Source organism: Natrarchaeobius halalkaliphilus (assembly GCF_003841485.1).
GTDB lineage: Archaea > Halobacteriota > Halobacteria > Halobacteriales > Natrialbaceae > Natrarchaeobius > Natrarchaeobius halalkaliphilus.
The window spans coordinates 531,206-545,902 of the sequence record NZ_REFY01000003.1 but is presented as its reverse complement, the minus strand read 5'-3'; the positions used below and the strand labels follow the sequence as shown (position 1 = coordinate 545,902).

Here is a 14,697-nt window from a genome sequence, read left to right as displayed (position 1 = left end):
CCCGTTTGGGGTACCTGTCAGCCGTCAACGATCGAGTCCGTCTCCGCGACCGTCGCGAACTCACCCTCGAGGTGGGCCAGTGCGGTTCGGTGAACGGTCTCCGGGTCGAACCGCTCGCCGTCGAACGTCCGGTCGAAGGTCGCGGTCGCATCCGCGACGACGATCACGTCGAAGCCGCGGTTCTCGGCCATTCGCGCCGTCGTCGAGACGCAGTGATCGGTCGTCAGTCCCGCGAGAACGAGCGTCTCGTAGCCGGACGATCGAAGCCACGACTCGAGGTCGGTGTCGACGAACGCACCGTTGACCGATTTGACGAACGTCGGCTCGCCTTCGACGGGCGCGGTCTCCGAAATGAACGCGAACCCGGGTCGATCTCCCCGGAGCGGCGAGTCGGGTTCGGTGGAGTCGTGGCGAACGTGTGCGAGCGGCCGGTCGGTCGCCCGCCAGTGCTCTAGGAGCCGTCGGGCCCGTCGTTCCGCGTCGGGGTTGTTTCGCGTTCCCCACGACGGATCGTCGAACCCCCGCTGAAAGTCGATCAGGAGCAACACCGCGTCGTCTGGTACGCCACGGTTCGTCCGTGCGTCGCCTTGGCCTGTTTGGGTCACGGGATCCTCGCGGCCGGTTTCGGATGTTCTCGAGTGACGGTGATCGGGCACGTTTCTGGTGCCTGGTCGTCGTCCGAAGAGAGCATGTACTGTGACCACTCCCGGTCGCCCTCGACGCCCCAGTCACCGAGGTCGGCGTGCGGACAGACGCCGTCGTATCCTTCGAGGCGACCCTGAATGACCTCTCGAGCGTGTTCCCCCGCGTCGGTATCGGCGGTGACGCCCATCCGTTCGAACAGCGCTCGCGGCTGAAACGTGATCTCGAGGCCGATCGGACAGTACCTGCTCTTTCGCGCGTCGTAAAACGGTGCGCGACAGGTCGGAAACATGGGCTCGCCGCCGAGGCAGAACTCCCAGTACGGATCGTCCGGATCGGTGGGAATCTCCTCGGGCCAGGGTTCGGGATCGTGGAGGTGGAGCGTCTGGAGGATGTGCCAGAGCGACTCGTGATACTCGCGTTCGGACAGCGGCGTCTCCGGCGGTTTGAAGAAGGTGACAAGCGACGCCCGATCGGAGTGGGCTCGATACACCTCGAGGTACTCGAGGACTCGATCTCTGAGCGTCAACAGCGCCTCCGCGTCGCTCATCGAGGGGACCGTGGTGTACAGCGGGTCTCCGTTTGCGACGGACTCCGCGCCGAAAAAACACGGGAACGGAGTCCCGTTTCGCCGGCCGAGGAGCCCGTCCCGAAAGGACTCCCAGTGATCTCTGACCCACCGCGGCGTCTCGCCGCGGCGGATTCGATCGTCGAGCGTTTCCTGGTCCATCAGCGACTGGATACCTGGTTCGTTCATGCTCGGTCTGTCTGGTTGTTCGAGGTCGGCGTCATGATCGTTGAGGTTCGGTTCTCGAAAGCAGCGTCGGTTCGTCACTCGGGCACGTGTACTCCCGATTCGATCTCGATTCGATCTCCCGGCGTGATCGTCCCGTTTTCGAGTATTCGAGCTCGAAGTCCGCCGCGGTGGACGAGCGCCTCGCGGACGCCCGCCCGCTCGAGATGTCGTTCCAGGTACGAACACGGCTCGCAGCGCTCGACGCCCTCACAGCGGACGCCACCGAGGCGGAATCGACTCCCGACCAACTGGTCGAGCTTCACTCCCGTCGTCGTCACGTTGCGTCGGTGGACGCCCGACTCGAGTGCGATTCCGTACTCGTCTTCGACGGCCTCGAGCGTCTCGACTTCGATCAACGTCAGGTCGCTCCCCTCCCGATCGGAGAAGCTGCCCTCGGCGGCGAAGTACCGATCACCCTCGAGTCCACGGCCGGCGACGGCGGTTGCGCGCTCGATGCGCTCTACGGGTTCTCCCCGCACGGGAGCGACGTGAACCGCGTGAACGTGTCCGGCCATACCGTGAGATAGGGTCGGATCGAAATATATCGTTCGTCTTCCGACGACGAGCGCCTCGAGTTCCGCTAGCGACTCCGGTGAATCGAAAACATGGCAACCCTTTTCCGCGCAGATGGAGAATCCGAGTGTATGTCGGACGAAAACGAATCCAACGGCGACGACGGAGAGGAGAAATCCTTCCGCGATCGAGTCGAGGAGATCCGAGAGAAACGAGCCGAAGAAGGCGAGGGCGAGCCGCCGGAAAGTCCGTTCGGCGGCGGCGGTGGCGGTCCGGGCGGCATGGGTGGCGGCGGAAACCCGTTCGCACAGATGATGGGCGGCATGATGGGCGGCGGTCCCGGTGGCCCCGGCGGTGCCCCCGGTCCGGGCGGACGCGGCGGTGAGGAGAGCAACGAGGAACTCGTTCGTGAAGTACGACAGCTTCGCGACGAGATGCGCGATCAGACGCGGGCGATCAAGCGAATCGCAGACGCACTCGAGGACGACTAACGACCCGTTCGCTGCCTATCGTTCTTTACGCTCGAGGAATCGACGTCACGTTCGGGATCAGTCGACGGCGTGGATTCAGGCGCTGTCGCTGCGCCGCTCCACTCGCGCCACTCCGTCGCAGCGCGTTTCGATTGTCTAACTTTCGCCGTACTGCTCGAGGGATCGAAGATCTATCGCTGGCTGTGACTCGTCTACTTCAAATCGCAGAACCACTTTGCTCCTCGCGTGATTGCTCGTGGCAAAAGCGGGCCGGGCGCGATTTGAACACACGGTCGGACGTGCTCACTCCGTTGCGCACGCCCTCTCTGCGTTCAAATCGTGCCTGCCGGTTCACTCACTGTTCGCTGCGCTCACCAGTTCGTTGCACGGGCCGGGCGCGATTTGAACACGCGACCGTCTGATTAAGAGTCAGACGCTCTGCCTAACTGAGCTACCGGCCCTCATCCACGACTTTTGGTCGGTTGGTGAAATACGTTTCCCTTGGGTTCGAGCATGCCAGAGAACGCCACGGGCTCTCGAATCGTCATAATTCGTGTTATTCCGTATTGTCGTGACGTACCAATCTTCGGGACCGTTAAGTGCGGTCGGACCGACCACACGATCAATGAGTACGGGGGTCACGATCTCGTCGATATCTGACTATGCGATCCTTGGCTGTGGAAGCGTCGGCTACGCGGTCACCGAGGAACTGGTCGAACAGGGCAAAGACGTCCGTATCGTCGACCGCGACGAAAGTCGGGTCGAATCGCTTCGCGATCAGGATCTGGACGCACGGAGCGCCGACATTCGCGAACCGGCTACCGCCGACCTGGTTGCCGATCGGGACGTCGTCTTGATCCTCGCGTCCGACGTCGAATCGAACAAACAGGCCGTCGAGCACATTCGTGCGAACAACGAAAATCAGTTCGTCGTTGCGCGCGCGAGCGATCCCGTTTCCGGAGACGAACTCGAGGAGCTGGGCGCGGATATCGTGATTAATCCCTCTTCGGTGATCGCAGAATCCGCACTGCGTGCGCTCGAGTCGGGCGAACTCGAGTACAACGCCGGAAAGCTGGCCCAGCTTCTCGAGGAAACCTCGAACGAGCTTGCGATCGTCACCCAGGATAGTCCCGACCCCGATTCGATCGCGAGTGCAGCCGCACTTCAGGCGATCGCGGATCACCTGGGGGTCGAATCGGACATCATCTATCTGGGCGACGTGGGCCACCAGGAAAACCGAGCGTTCGTCAACCTTCTCGGCATCGACCTGATCCAGTGGGACGAACTCGAAGATCACTCTGTCTACGACACCGTTGCGCTCGTCGATCACGCGACCTCCGAAGAGATGGATCTGACCGTCGACGTAATCATCGATCACAACGAGCCGGACGCCGATTACGAACCCGAGTTCGTCGACATTCGTCCGAACGTTTCCTCGACGTCGACGATCATGACGAAGTACATCCAGGAGTTCGACATGAACGTCTCCGAGGAGGTCGCAACCGCGTTGCTGTACGGTATCCGCGCCGAGACGCTCGATTTCAAACGCGATACAACGCCCGCGGATCTGACCGCAGCCGCGTATCTCTACCCGTTCGCAAACCACGACACGCTAGAGCAGGTCGAGTCGCCGTCGATGTCGCCGGAGACGCTCGATGTCCTTGCGGAAGCGATCACCAATCGCGACGTTCAGGGAAGCCACCTGGTCTCGAACGCCGGACTGGTTCGCGATCGAGAAGCGCTCACCCAGGCCGCCAGCCACCTCCTCAATCTCGAGGGTGTCACCACGACCGCCGTCTTCGGGATCGCCGAGGAGACCATCTTCCTCGCCGGTCGCTCGAAGGATATCCGGATCAACATCGGTAAAGTCCTCGACGACGCCTACGGCGAGATGGGGGAGACGGCCGGCCACTCGACTCAGGCGAGCGCGGAGATTCCGCTCGGAATCTTCACCGGTATCGAAATCTCCGAGGACACTCGAGATACGTTACTCGAGCTGACAGAAGAGGCGGTCAAACGAACGTTGTTCGACGCGATGGGCGTCGACGGATCGGAAGGATCGAACGGGAGTTAGCTGTCCGCGGTGTCCGGTCTAGGCGAGCACTTCGTCCTGTTCTTCGTCGGGATCTCGGACGCGCTCGACGACGTCGTTGACGAGAATGACGTCGCCAACGGCCCGGACCCAGCGATACGGAACGATGATTCCCTGTTCTGTCCGCGCTTCTTCGGCAAACAGTTCGGCGTTCAGGTTGCCGAGTGCGAGTCCCGTGACGGCCTCGCCGTTTAAGTGTAGCTGTATGTCTTCGACTTCACCGACGAAGACGCCGTTGTTCGAGTAGATCTCGCGACCGACGAGGGAGGTGATCTCCTGTGGAGTGTCGTCCATGCCTACCCCCACGTATGGCTGGCTCTTAATTCTTGGTCAGACCAGAGTGCCGATCGAACCTCGGCCATTGCTGCAGGGCGACCTCGTTCGTCGTGGCGATAGGCTTTCGTCGTCGACCACGTCGCGTTCACTCGAGCATCGACTCGACGTCGGCGTGATCTGCCAGAAGTTCCGTCATCCGATCGACGGTCTCTTCGTCTCGCGTGCGCCCGCTCCGGACGACGTCCTCGGCGCGTTCGACCGCCGTGAGGGTGTCCGTTCGCACGGAGAGAATCGGAACATCCTTCGTGGCCGCCCGTCCGAGGACCGATCCCGAGGGTCGATGGCCGCCGGTCAAGATCAGACAGCGGACGCCGGGTGCCTCGAGTGCAGCGGTGTGGATCCCGGCGCGGTCGCCACCGGTGATGACCGCCGCGTCTTTCGTCCGCCGGAAGCGTCGCAGGGCGCTGTCGGCACCCATCGCGCCGACCGAAAAGCGCTCGACGTAGGCGTCCGTTCCCGCCTCGACCAGGAGTTCCGCGCCGAGTTCGTCGGCAAGCTCTCCGACCGTGACGCCCGAAAGCCGGCGTTCGCTCGGAATTACGCCGAACACGCGAACGCCGCGGTTCTCGAGGTAGGGGACGACGTCGGTCTCGAGTTGATCGTACGCCGCGTCGTGAACGTCGTTGAAGAGGATACCGGCGAAACGGTCGCCAAAGTCCTCGACGGCACCGAGTACGTCGTCGATGTCCGCGGGGACGCCGTAGGGGGCGACGAGTACGACGCGGGCGTCGAGTAGCTCCGCGAGATCGGCATCGGTCAGATCGACAATGCCGCCGATCCCGTACTCGCCGCCGCCCTCGAGAAACATGCGGTCGTGATCCGCCGAAAGCGTCTCGTATGCTTCCCGAACCCGCGTCCGAAGTTCGTCGGGGTTCTCCCGTCCGCGGATCGCCTGTTCGACGAACGTCGGGGAGTAGACGATCGGCTCGAGATCGTGGATTTCCGCCTCGAGACCGAGCAGCTCGCGGGCCAACAGCGGATCCTCGTCGAGGGTCTTGCCGACGTCGCTCTGTAGGCGCGTCCCCTTTGGCTTCATGTAGCCGGCGCGCTGGCCGTCGACTCGAGCGAGTCGGGCGAGCGCCAGCGTGATCGCCGTCTTTCCGGTGCTCTCTGAGAGCGAGGCGACGAGGATCGGTTTCGGGCGAGTCCCGGTTTTCGGTTCGGGTTCTGCTTCTCGCTCAGTTTTCGATTCCGCTTCCGGCTCCGGTTCGGATTGCGTGTCAGTCATAGCTCCTCCGTGTCGACGGTGAGTCTGAGATCGATCGCCCGTACGCCGTCGGCCCCTGCTACGAGCGGGTTGACGTCAAGTTCGAGGATCGCCGGGAAGTCCGTCGCGAGCTGTGAGAGTCGCTGGATCGTTTCGCTGATCGCCTCGATATCCGCGGATTCGCGCCCTCGAGCACCCCGAAACAGCGGTGTCGCTCGAATCTCCTCGATCATCTGTCGAGCCGCCCCCTCGTCGACCGGGGCGACGCGAACTGAGGTGTCCTCGAGAATCTCGACGAAGATTCCCCCGAGACCGAACAACACGAGCGGTCCGAACTGGGGATCACGGCTCATTCCCACGATCGTCTCCGTTGATCCTTCGAGGTCGAGTTTCTCCTGGATCTGGACGCCGAGGATCGTCGCATCGGGCTGGTAGGTTCGCGCTCGGGAGACGACGTCTTCGTAGGCATCGCACACCTGCTCATCAGTCACACCGACTTTCACGCCACCGATATCCGATTTGTGTGAGATATCGGGGCTGACGACCTTGACGACGACGTCGCCCGAAATCGATTCGGCCATCGCACGTGCCCGATCGGGATCGTCGACGATTTCGCCTGCCGGGGTCGGAATCCCGTACGCCTCGAGCAACTCCATCGACTCGACTCCGAGGCGGTTGTCTCCGCGGCGGGCGGCGCGAGAGAGTATTTCCCGGGCGCGCTCGCGGTCAACGTCGAAGCGTTCCGGATCGTCGACGGTTCGACTGCGAACGTCACGATACCGTGCGAGTGCATCGAGCCCCGCGACCGCTCGGGATGGATCGAAGTAGTTGGGAATTCCGAACTCGCGCAGGACTTCTTCGGCCGCTCGGGCGGACTGGCCTCCCATCAGGCTGGTGACGATGGGTTTTCCGGACGTCTCGCGTTTTTCGATGATCGTCTCGGAGAGGACGTCGTACTGGAGCACTGCTGTCGGGGCGGCGACGACTGCGGCGCTGCCGACGTTTGGATCCGAAACCGCGATTTCGAGGGCGTCACCGAGGCGATCTGCGTCCGCATCACCGACGGCGTCGATCGGATTGTACACGTTGGATTCGTCGGGCAGCACCTCGGTCAGCTTCCCGATCGTTTCGTCGGTGAACGTCGCCATCTCGAGTCTCGAGTCACCGACCGCGTCGGTCGTCAACACGCCAGGACCGCCGGCGTTGGTCACGACCGCGACGCCGTCCGATTCGGGTTCGGTGAGTCCGGAGAGCGCTCGCGCGTAGTCGAAGAGCTCCTGGACCGACGTCGCGCGGATCACGCCAGCCTGTTCGAGAGCGGCCTCGTAGGCGCGTTCGCTGCCGGCGATCGCACCCGTATGGGAGGACGCAGCTTGCGCACCGGCGTCGGTTCGTCCCGATTTGACTAGAACGATCGGCGTTTCGGCTGTCACCTCCCCTGCCGCATCCATAAACGTCCGTCCGTCGTCGATCGACTCGAGGTAGCCGATACCGACGTCCGTTTCCGGGTCGTGTCCCCACTCCCGAACGAAGTCCGTCTCGTCGAGCACCGTCTTGTTTCCGAGCGAAACGACGTTCCGAAAACCGATCCCCTGCTCGTTGGCCCACTCCAGGACGGCGGTGATGAACGCGCCCGACTGACTCAGAAAGGAGATCGATCCCTGGCGGGCGTTCTCCGGAGCGAACGTGGCGTTCATTCCGGCGTCAGTCGAGATGACGCCGAGACTATTCGGCCCGACGACGTTCAGGTCGTACTCGGCGGCGATCTCGGCCAACTCCCGCTCGCGCTCGGCTCCCTCGTCACCCGTTTCTGCGAAGCCGGCCGTGATCACGATTACGTTCTCGATTCCGGCCACGGCGAGCTCTCGAACCGTTTCGAGGACGGCCGGCGGCGGCACGACGACGACGGCCAGATCGATCTGCGGTGCGGTCGTCACGTCGGCATAGCACTCCAGCCCGAGGACTTCCTCTCGGGAGGGATTGATCGGAACGATGTCGCCGTCGAAGTCCGCACGGAGATTCTCGACGATCGCCCGACCCACTGCACCCTCCCGGTCGGTCGCACCGAGGACGCCGACGGACGCCGGATCGAACAGTTCGGATAGCCGTCCCATCGTTCGACAGGTCGCCCCGACGCGGATTAAAACCGTGGCCTGTTCCCGACGAATGGGTGGATGCGTGTGAGTGTGCCTCGGTCGGGACTGCCGTGAGCCAGTTCCGGTGAGACCGCGAACGCCCGACGGTTTCGCCGGGATACCGGCACAACGGGTCGACTCAGTGCATCGAGATCGCAGCGCTCGAGCGACCCGCCAGCAGCGAGACGAAAATCGAAACCAGGTAGATGGCGATCGCGACGAGGATAATCGAGCCGCCGGAGGGGAGGCTCTGGCTGATGGCGAACGCGAAGCCGCCGCCGATCGAAAGCTGTCCGAACAGGATCGAGAGATACAGCGTCTCGCGGAAGCTCCGTGCGATCTGTGTGGCGGCCGCGACGGGGATAACGAGCATCCCTGCGACGAGGATCACGCCGAGAACCTGCATCGCGCCGACGACCACGACGGCAGTCATGACGACGAGCAACGTGTTGTAGCCCGAGACGTTGAACTGTGCGACCCGCGCCGCCTGTTCGTCGAACGTGATGAACAGCAGTTGTTTGTACGTGTAGATGACGACGGCGACGACGGCGACGCTGAGAACGGCCATCATCCGCGCTCCGCTCGGACTGACGACCGAGAGGCTCCCGAACAGAAACCCTTCGATCTCGATCGAGACCGACATGAATCCGCGCCCCCAGCTGATGAGCAACGTTCCGATCGCAAAACTCCCGGTCAACATGATTGCGATGGGAACGTCACCGAACGTGCTGGTGCGTTCCGTGAGCCACTGGACGCCGAGCGCGCCGATGACGCTTACGACGAGGGCGACGAGCAACAGCGATCCTTCGAATCCGGTCACCGCGATAACCAGCAGGCCGATCGCCACGCCGGCGAAGGCGGTGTGTGCGAGCGTTTCCCCGATGAGCGCCATCTGTCGGTGAACCAGATAGGTCCCGACGAGCGGTGCGACGATTCCGATCAACACGCCTGTGGCGATCGAACGCCACATGAACGGGTGGGCAAAGACATCGGTTCCCAGGTAGTGGTCGGCCCACATCCCTGCGATTCGAAGCTGCTCGAACAGGAGAACGGGACCGTTCCCGAGCGACGGGTAGTGTCGGAGCCAATCGAGCGTGATGACGCCGATCATTAGAGCGCCGAGAACGCCGACGATCGAAACGCCGACGACCTCGAGCGCTCGCCAACGATCGGCGGACGCGTGGCTGTTCGGTTCCGAGACGGTGGTCGATTCCGTTGCGTGTTCGTTTGGTCCGCTCATCAGTATCGTATCAGTACTCGATGGCTCCGCGTCGGTCAGTGGTGATGGTGAACGACCGTTCCCGTCGCGCCGTAGGCTTCGCTCAGTGCGTCGCTTTCGACGAACGATTCGGTGTCACCGTGGTGGTACAGTTTCGTGTTGATACAGGCGATCTGGTCCGCTCGGTCCGTGACGACGCCGATATCGTGTTCGATCAGGATGATCGTGATCCCGGAGTCGTTCAGCGAATCGAGCAGCCGGTAGAACGCGTCCCTCGATTCGGCGTCGACGCCGACGGTCGGTTCGTCCAGTGCGAGGAGGTCCGCTTCCGAGGCGAGCGCCCGCGCGATGTAGGCACGCTGGCGCTGTCCGCCAGAGAGTTGATTGATTCGACGGTCAGCGAGGCCCGTGATGCCGACGGTCTCTAGGGCCTCGTCTGCGATCTGTCGGTCGGTGTCGCTCAGTCTCGAGTGACCGACGTGAGCGAACCGTCCCATCCGAACACACTCGCGGACGGTAACGGGCATCGTGCCGCCGCCGCTGGTCGCCTGCTGTGAAACGTAGCCGATCCGCTCGCCCTGATCGAACTCGTCGATCGGCCGGCCGAACAGATCGACCGAACCGCTGTCGGGGGTAAGCAACCCGAGCATGATGTGCAACAACGTCGTCTTGCCCGATCCGTTGGGTCCGATCAAGCCGAGGAAATCTCCCGCCTCGATCGATAGCGAGACGTCATCGAGCGCGATCTTCTCGCCGTAGGCAAACGTTACGTTCCGAATGTCGACGACCGAGGTCACTGTACACTCACTTCGTTCTCTGACGTGGGCCCGCTTAGTTCTTCCACTATTCTCTCGCTCCGAGCGCTCGTCGGAGCGACGGAATGTTGATCTCTTCCATCTGTTCGACCCAGCCCCAGTTTTGCTCGTTCCACTCCGCTGTTGTCCCCTCTGCGGGAGTAAGCGGGGCGTACTCTTCGGCGTCGGTACCTTCGAGGAGGAGCTCGACCATCTGAGGGACGTCTTCGTCGGGGTTGGGCGTCTCGAACGGATCGTAGAGGATCGTGTCGATCCCGTGTTCGTCGACGACCCGAATCGTCTCGGAGATGTCCGACTCGGTCTCGGCGGCGTCGGGCGAAATACCGACCGGAGTGTGGATATCGAACTCATAGCGGTGTTCTATGTACTGGAACGAGTCGTGACCGGCGAGGACGGCAACGTCGCGCGAGGCCTCCTCAACGAGCTCTTCGAACTGCCGATCGACGTCCGCGAGCCGGTCGGTGTAGGTCGCTGCGTGTTCTTCGTAGACGGTTGCGTTGTCCGGATCGACGTCAGCGAGACCGTCAGCGATCGTTCGGACGATGTCCTGTGCGATGACCGGATCGACCCAGACGTGTGGATCGTAGAACTCCGGTGCCGTCGATTCGTCCAACTCCTCGACGGTTTCTGTGGTGATGTTGTCGTCGCTGGTATCCCAGACGACGTCTCCGTCACCGACCAGTTCGAACACGATCCGCGTCCGACCGGTCTCGAGACCGTGGAGCTCGACGCGATCCCCTCGAGACGTTATTTCGACGACGTCCTCGTTTGCGCCGTCGACGATCCGCGCGTCGATTCGAAACTGTTCGTCCTCACCGAGTGGAAGAACTCGCTCGTCTCCGTCCTCGAAAACGCCCTCGACGGTCGCGTATCCGTCGAGGGGGATCGGCGGAAGGGAGCCGTGCCAGTGATCGCCGTGCCAGTAGGCGACCTCCTCGCCGGATTGGCCGTCGTACACGTCGAACCCGCCGATCGAGACGGAGTCGGGATCGAAATCGTAATCGGTTGCCGGCTCGCGATCGTCGTCCGTCTCCCTGTCGATCGGGAGCAACTCGTTCTCGAGATCGGCCATCCCATCGATCACCGTGACGTCGTCGTAATCCATCTCGAGATCCGATGCGATCGTCTGGGCCCAGGAGAACTCGGCGGTGTCGAGATAGATGAAGACGTCCGAGTCGGCGATTTCGCGCTGGATGTCTGCGGGGGGTTCCCAGCCGTGTCCCATCTCGCCGGCCTCGATCGGATTCTCGAAGCCCATCTCCTCACCGCTTACGTGTTTCGCCCAGTCCCACAGCGCGAAGAACGCGGCGTATCCCTTCGACGTCCCATCCGATCCGTTCGGATCGCTCTCGTTTGGTTCGCTCAAACAGCCTCCGAGACTGCTGCCGACGAGGGCGGCCCCGCCACACGTCAGTACTGAACGGCGTGAGAGAGTCATATCAGTACCTACGGGCCCGTGAATAAAAGTCTTATTACTTGATGATGGTTTTTTATTAACTCGTGGTACACGCTAGCGTAGTGTTAGTAACACGAAGCGAGACACAAACAGCCACCGACAACCGACTTCGATAACCGACGAACCGAAAAGCGAGCGAGCACGCGCGCCTCGAGATCGAGCGTCGCTAGTGGTCCTCGACGGAAACGGCGATCGGTTCGCTTTCCCAGTCGGCGTGATCGTCGTGCCAGAGCGCGAAGACGACGTCGGTTTCGCCCTCGGATTTGCCGTAGATGTGGACGTGATCGCCGTGCCAGTGGTCGTCCGGATCGATCTCGACGACACCTTCCTCGGCGTCGTCTGCGAGCATCACCGCGAGTTCGTACTCTTCGGAGCTTCCGATCGGAATCTCGTCGTCGTGGTCGTCGAGGAACTCCGCACCGAGCGAGACGTTATCGTCGACGTGGACGTGTGGTACCTCCCCGTCCCAGTGTCCGTCGTGGAACGTCGCGACTTCCTCGTGTGGATCTTCGGCCCGATCCAGAATCGAGAGTTCGTCGACCTCACCGTGATCGTGATCGTCGTGGTCGTGATGGCCGACCTCGGTCTCGAGTTCCGGCGTCTCGTAGACGACGTCGCCGTCCTCGATCAGCTGGAAGACGATGTCGGTGAACCCGTCTTCGTTGCCGTGGACGTGGACGTGATCGCCGTGTGACTCGACCTCGACGAGCTCGGTCGCGTCGTCGACGACCGCACCGGTGAATTCGATTCCGTCACCGAGTTCGACCTCGTTGCCGTCTTCGTCCTCGACGTAGGCACCGAGCGAGAGGGTATCGTCGTGGGGGACCTCGAGTGGATCCTGGTGCCAGTGCGTTCCGTGGACGTAGACGAGAACGTCCTCGTCGTGGTTGCGGTCTAGGACCTCGAACTCAGCAACTGCGAGATCGTGGTCGTGGTCATCGTCGTGATCATGATCGTCATGGTCATCGTCGTGATCATGATCGTCATGGTCATCGTCGTGATCGTGGTCGTCGTCGTGATCGTCACCACCGTTTCCGTCGCTACCGTCGTCATCACCGAGACAGCCAGCGATTCCGAGCGCAGCGAGAGATCCTGTGGTTGCGAGAAGCTTTCGACGAGAGGTCGATCGTGCCTTGTCAGTCATACGTAGTCACCACCTCTTCGTTGTGATGGATTACTAATGAAGTTAACGATATTGTTAAGCGGAGCTAAACCCTACTAGATGCGTAGCAAGATCTTAACGAGATCTCGGCCGTTGGGGGAGCACAACCCTCGAGTACGACGCCGGCACATCGGGCCAGGTTCAGGTGATCGCGGTGGCAGGCGAGATGAAAACGCACGTCGCATTCGACCCCTTCGAGTTCTGGTCGACTCACCCGGTGGACGACGTCCGATGTCAATATTTCTCAATTAGGAAATTAATTTTTCAAATACGTAAACATCATTTCGTAGAGGGCGAAGCTTTAAGTGGAATGCGACTGTATTCACGTCGTACGATGAGCACTCAGAAAACCGTCCGTCAGTCGGCCGACGCCGTCGAGGAGAACGAACTCCGACTCGACCAGGAGAAAGCAGAACAGATCGTCGACGCACTGAACACGGAACTTGCGAACTCGTACGTCCTGTATCACCAGCTGAAAAAGCACCACTGGGTCGTCGAGGGAGCCGAGTTCCTTCCGCTGCACGAGTTCTTAGAGGAGGCATACGAACACGTCGAAGGAGGAGCGGACGTCATCGCAGAGCGCGCTCAGGCGCTCGGTGGCGTTCCGGTTTCGGGGCCGGCGAATCAGGAACGACGCGCGACCGTCGAGTTCGAGGGCGAGGACGTCTACGACGTCCGAACGATGTTCGAGAACGACCTCGAGATGTACGGCGACATCATCGAGTCGATGCGCGACAGCATCGAACTCGCGGAGAACCTCGGCGATTACGCGACGGCGGAGATCCTCCGGGAGATCCTCGTCACGCTCGAGGAAGACGGACACCACTTCGAACACTACCTCGAAGACGACACCCTCGTCCTCGAAGAGGCGACGAAGTAGCGCGACTGCGACGGCGCGACGGACACCGATTTTTTGCGAACGCGGGGTGATTCTCCCGTCGATCGACACATCCGACGCGAAGAGGAACGGCTGTGAACAGCCGTGAATTACGACATCAGCGACCGACGGCTGGCGATCACGACGGTAAAGAGTGCGATGGCGATCAGACCTAGCAGGGGCCGAATCGGATCGACGTACGTCGCGAGCCACGTCGCGCTGAACAGCGACGCCAGTATCGCGTTGCAGTGCGGACAGGCGACGGCGAAAAACCCGGCGGCACCGCCACCGTACGCACAGCGATCACCCGAACACTCGGTGAGCGACGTACGCTGGACGACGTAGACGCCCGTGAGGACCGACGTGAGCGAGAGAAAGGCGTAGTCGAGGAGGGAGCGAGACACCATCCGGTCGAATAGCGACGTCGGGAGCAGGCCGGTCACGACGCCGGTGGCGAGAAAGAAACCCATCGCCACGAGACACCCCTTCGCTAGCGCGAGTCGGAATCGCTCCATAGTCGAGACGCACACTCGAGGGCTAAAACGAGTTCGTGATCGCGGTCGCCAGGTCGTCCACACCGAACGCGAGCGTTCGCGAGTCGTCGCGCGCGGACTCATACGGGCTATTGTAAGCCATTGCCGGTGGGACCGCAGACGGGTCGCGGTCCCACCGGTAATCGTTACAATAGACCGTCTCAGGGTTCGAGGTCGACCGCGACGTCGGTCGCTATCCAGCCGTCGGTGTTGTCGCGTTCGGTGAATACGACCTTTCCCGGACTCGTCTCGTGGCTGGTTACGATCGCTGTCGGCTCCTCGAGTCGGTCGTCGGTGTCGGAATCCTGCCTGCGGGCGGGTGCGTCCATCACGATGAGTTAGGTGACCCTAAATCTAAAAAGGTTTTGGTCGACCTAATTTGTGTCATATCGACGTATCGTCACGCCGATGAGTTCTTCCCGTCGGAACAACCGCACCGATTTA

The 14,697-nt window shown here is 61.9% G+C and carries 15 protein-coding genes and 1 tRNA gene; 3 read left to right on the top strand and 13 right to left on the bottom strand.

The window, feature by feature from the left end:
* Positions 1-17: 17 nt before the first annotated feature.
* From EA462_RS09645 to EA462_RS09635, 3 genes are all read right to left on the bottom strand, one after another.
* Positions 18-605 carry a cysteine hydrolase family protein gene (locus tag EA462_RS09645; RefSeq protein WP_124178355.1) on the bottom strand — a complete coding sequence of 196 codons (588 nt, stop codon included), beginning with the start codon at positions 603-605 and terminating at the stop codon, positions 18-20.
* Positions 602-1,399, bottom strand: a complete 798-nt coding sequence (locus EA462_RS09640) for a YqcI/YcgG family protein (RefSeq protein ID WP_124178354.1) — start codon at positions 1,397-1,399, stop codon at positions 602-604. The genes EA462_RS09645 and EA462_RS09640 overlap by 4 nt, the downstream gene beginning before the upstream one ends.
* 74 nt (positions 1,400-1,473) lie before the next feature.
* On the bottom strand, positions 1,474-1,953 hold the full coding sequence (locus EA462_RS09635; protein WP_124178353.1) for an MOSC domain-containing protein: 480 nt from the start codon (positions 1,951-1,953) through the stop codon (positions 1,474-1,476).
* Between the two features lie 90 nt (positions 1,954-2,043).
* On the opposite strand from EA462_RS09635, the gene EA462_RS09630 reads away from it, so the two are divergent.
* Positions 2,044-2,442: a hypothetical protein gene (locus EA462_RS09630; protein ID WP_207891648.1), complete on the top strand. Its 399-nt coding sequence runs from the start codon at positions 2,044-2,046 to the stop codon at positions 2,440-2,442.
* 366 nt (positions 2,443-2,808) lie between these two features.
* Here EA462_RS09630 and EA462_RS09625 read toward each other — a convergent pair.
* Positions 2,809-2,882: transfer RNA gene (locus tag EA462_RS09625), tRNA-Lys, on the bottom strand.
* 164 nt (positions 2,883-3,046) lie between these two features.
* On the opposite strand from EA462_RS09625, the gene EA462_RS09620 reads away from it, so the two are divergent.
* Positions 3,047-4,495 carry a DHH family phosphoesterase gene (locus EA462_RS09620; protein WP_124178351.1) on the top strand — a complete coding sequence of 483 codons (1,449 nt, stop codon included), beginning with the start codon at positions 3,047-3,049 and terminating at the stop codon, positions 4,493-4,495.
* An 18-nt stretch (positions 4,496-4,513) separates the two neighbouring features.
* On the opposite strand, the gene EA462_RS09615 is transcribed toward EA462_RS09620, so the two are convergent.
* The 7 genes from EA462_RS09615 to EA462_RS09585 all read right to left on the bottom strand — a co-directional run bounded on the left by EA462_RS09615 (position 4,514) and on the right by EA462_RS09585 (position 12,825).
* Entirely contained in the window at positions 4,514-4,807 is a 294-nt protein-coding gene (locus EA462_RS09615) for a PRC-barrel domain-containing protein (protein WP_124178350.1), read from the bottom strand.
* 127 nt (positions 4,808-4,934) lie between these two features.
* A complete protein-coding gene (locus EA462_RS09610) occupies positions 4,935-6,077 on the bottom strand; it encodes a phosphotransacetylase family protein (protein ID WP_124178349.1) in 1,143 nt (380 codons plus the stop codon).
* Positions 6,074-8,170 carry an acetate--CoA ligase family protein gene (locus EA462_RS09605; RefSeq protein ID WP_124178348.1) on the bottom strand — a complete coding sequence of 699 codons (2,097 nt, stop codon included), beginning with the start codon at positions 8,168-8,170 and terminating at the stop codon, positions 6,074-6,076. Before EA462_RS09605 ends, EA462_RS09610 begins: the two co-directional genes overlap by 4 nt.
* Before the next feature lie 160 nt (positions 8,171-8,330).
* Positions 8,331-9,431, bottom strand: coding sequence for a metal ABC transporter permease (locus EA462_RS09600; protein ID WP_124178347.1), 1,101 nt, complete (start codon positions 9,429-9,431; stop codon positions 8,331-8,333).
* Between the two features lie 35 nt (positions 9,432-9,466).
* On the bottom strand, positions 9,467-10,207 hold the full coding sequence (locus EA462_RS09595; protein ID WP_124178346.1) for a metal ABC transporter ATP-binding protein: 741 nt from the start codon (positions 10,205-10,207) through the stop codon (positions 9,467-9,469).
* Positions 10,208-10,253: 46 nt separating this feature from the next.
* Positions 10,254-11,663 (bottom strand): metal ABC transporter substrate-binding protein, encoded by a 1,410-nt coding sequence (locus tag EA462_RS09590; RefSeq protein ID WP_124178345.1) that lies wholly within the window; start codon positions 11,661-11,663, stop codon positions 10,254-10,256.
* Between the two features lie 184 nt (positions 11,664-11,847).
* The gene (locus EA462_RS09585; RefSeq protein WP_124178344.1) at positions 11,848-12,825 is read right to left on the bottom strand and encodes a hypothetical protein; all 978 of its coding nucleotides are present in this window, start codon (positions 12,823-12,825) and stop codon (positions 11,848-11,850) included.
* A 352-nt stretch (positions 12,826-13,177) separates the two neighbouring features.
* On the opposite strand from EA462_RS09585, the gene dpsA reads away from it, so the two are divergent.
* Positions 13,178-13,723 (top strand): DNA starvation/stationary phase protection protein DpsA, encoded by a 546-nt coding sequence (gene dpsA / locus EA462_RS09580; protein WP_124178343.1) that lies wholly within the window; start codon positions 13,178-13,180, stop codon positions 13,721-13,723.
* A gap of 107 nt (positions 13,724-13,830) precedes the next feature.
* Here the strand turns inward: dpsA and EA462_RS09575 are convergent, their stop codons facing one another.
* Together EA462_RS09575 and EA462_RS17270 are read right to left on the bottom strand one after the other, a co-directional pair.
* Positions 13,831-14,235, bottom strand: a complete 405-nt coding sequence (locus tag EA462_RS09575) for a hypothetical protein (protein WP_124178342.1) — start codon at positions 14,233-14,235, stop codon at positions 13,831-13,833.
* 179 nt (positions 14,236-14,414) lie between these two features.
* The gene (locus tag EA462_RS17270; RefSeq protein WP_165872039.1) at positions 14,415-14,582 is read right to left on the bottom strand and encodes a DUF7331 family protein; all 168 of its coding nucleotides are present in this window, start codon (positions 14,580-14,582) and stop codon (positions 14,415-14,417) included.
* Positions 14,583-14,697: the final 115 nt, after the last annotated feature.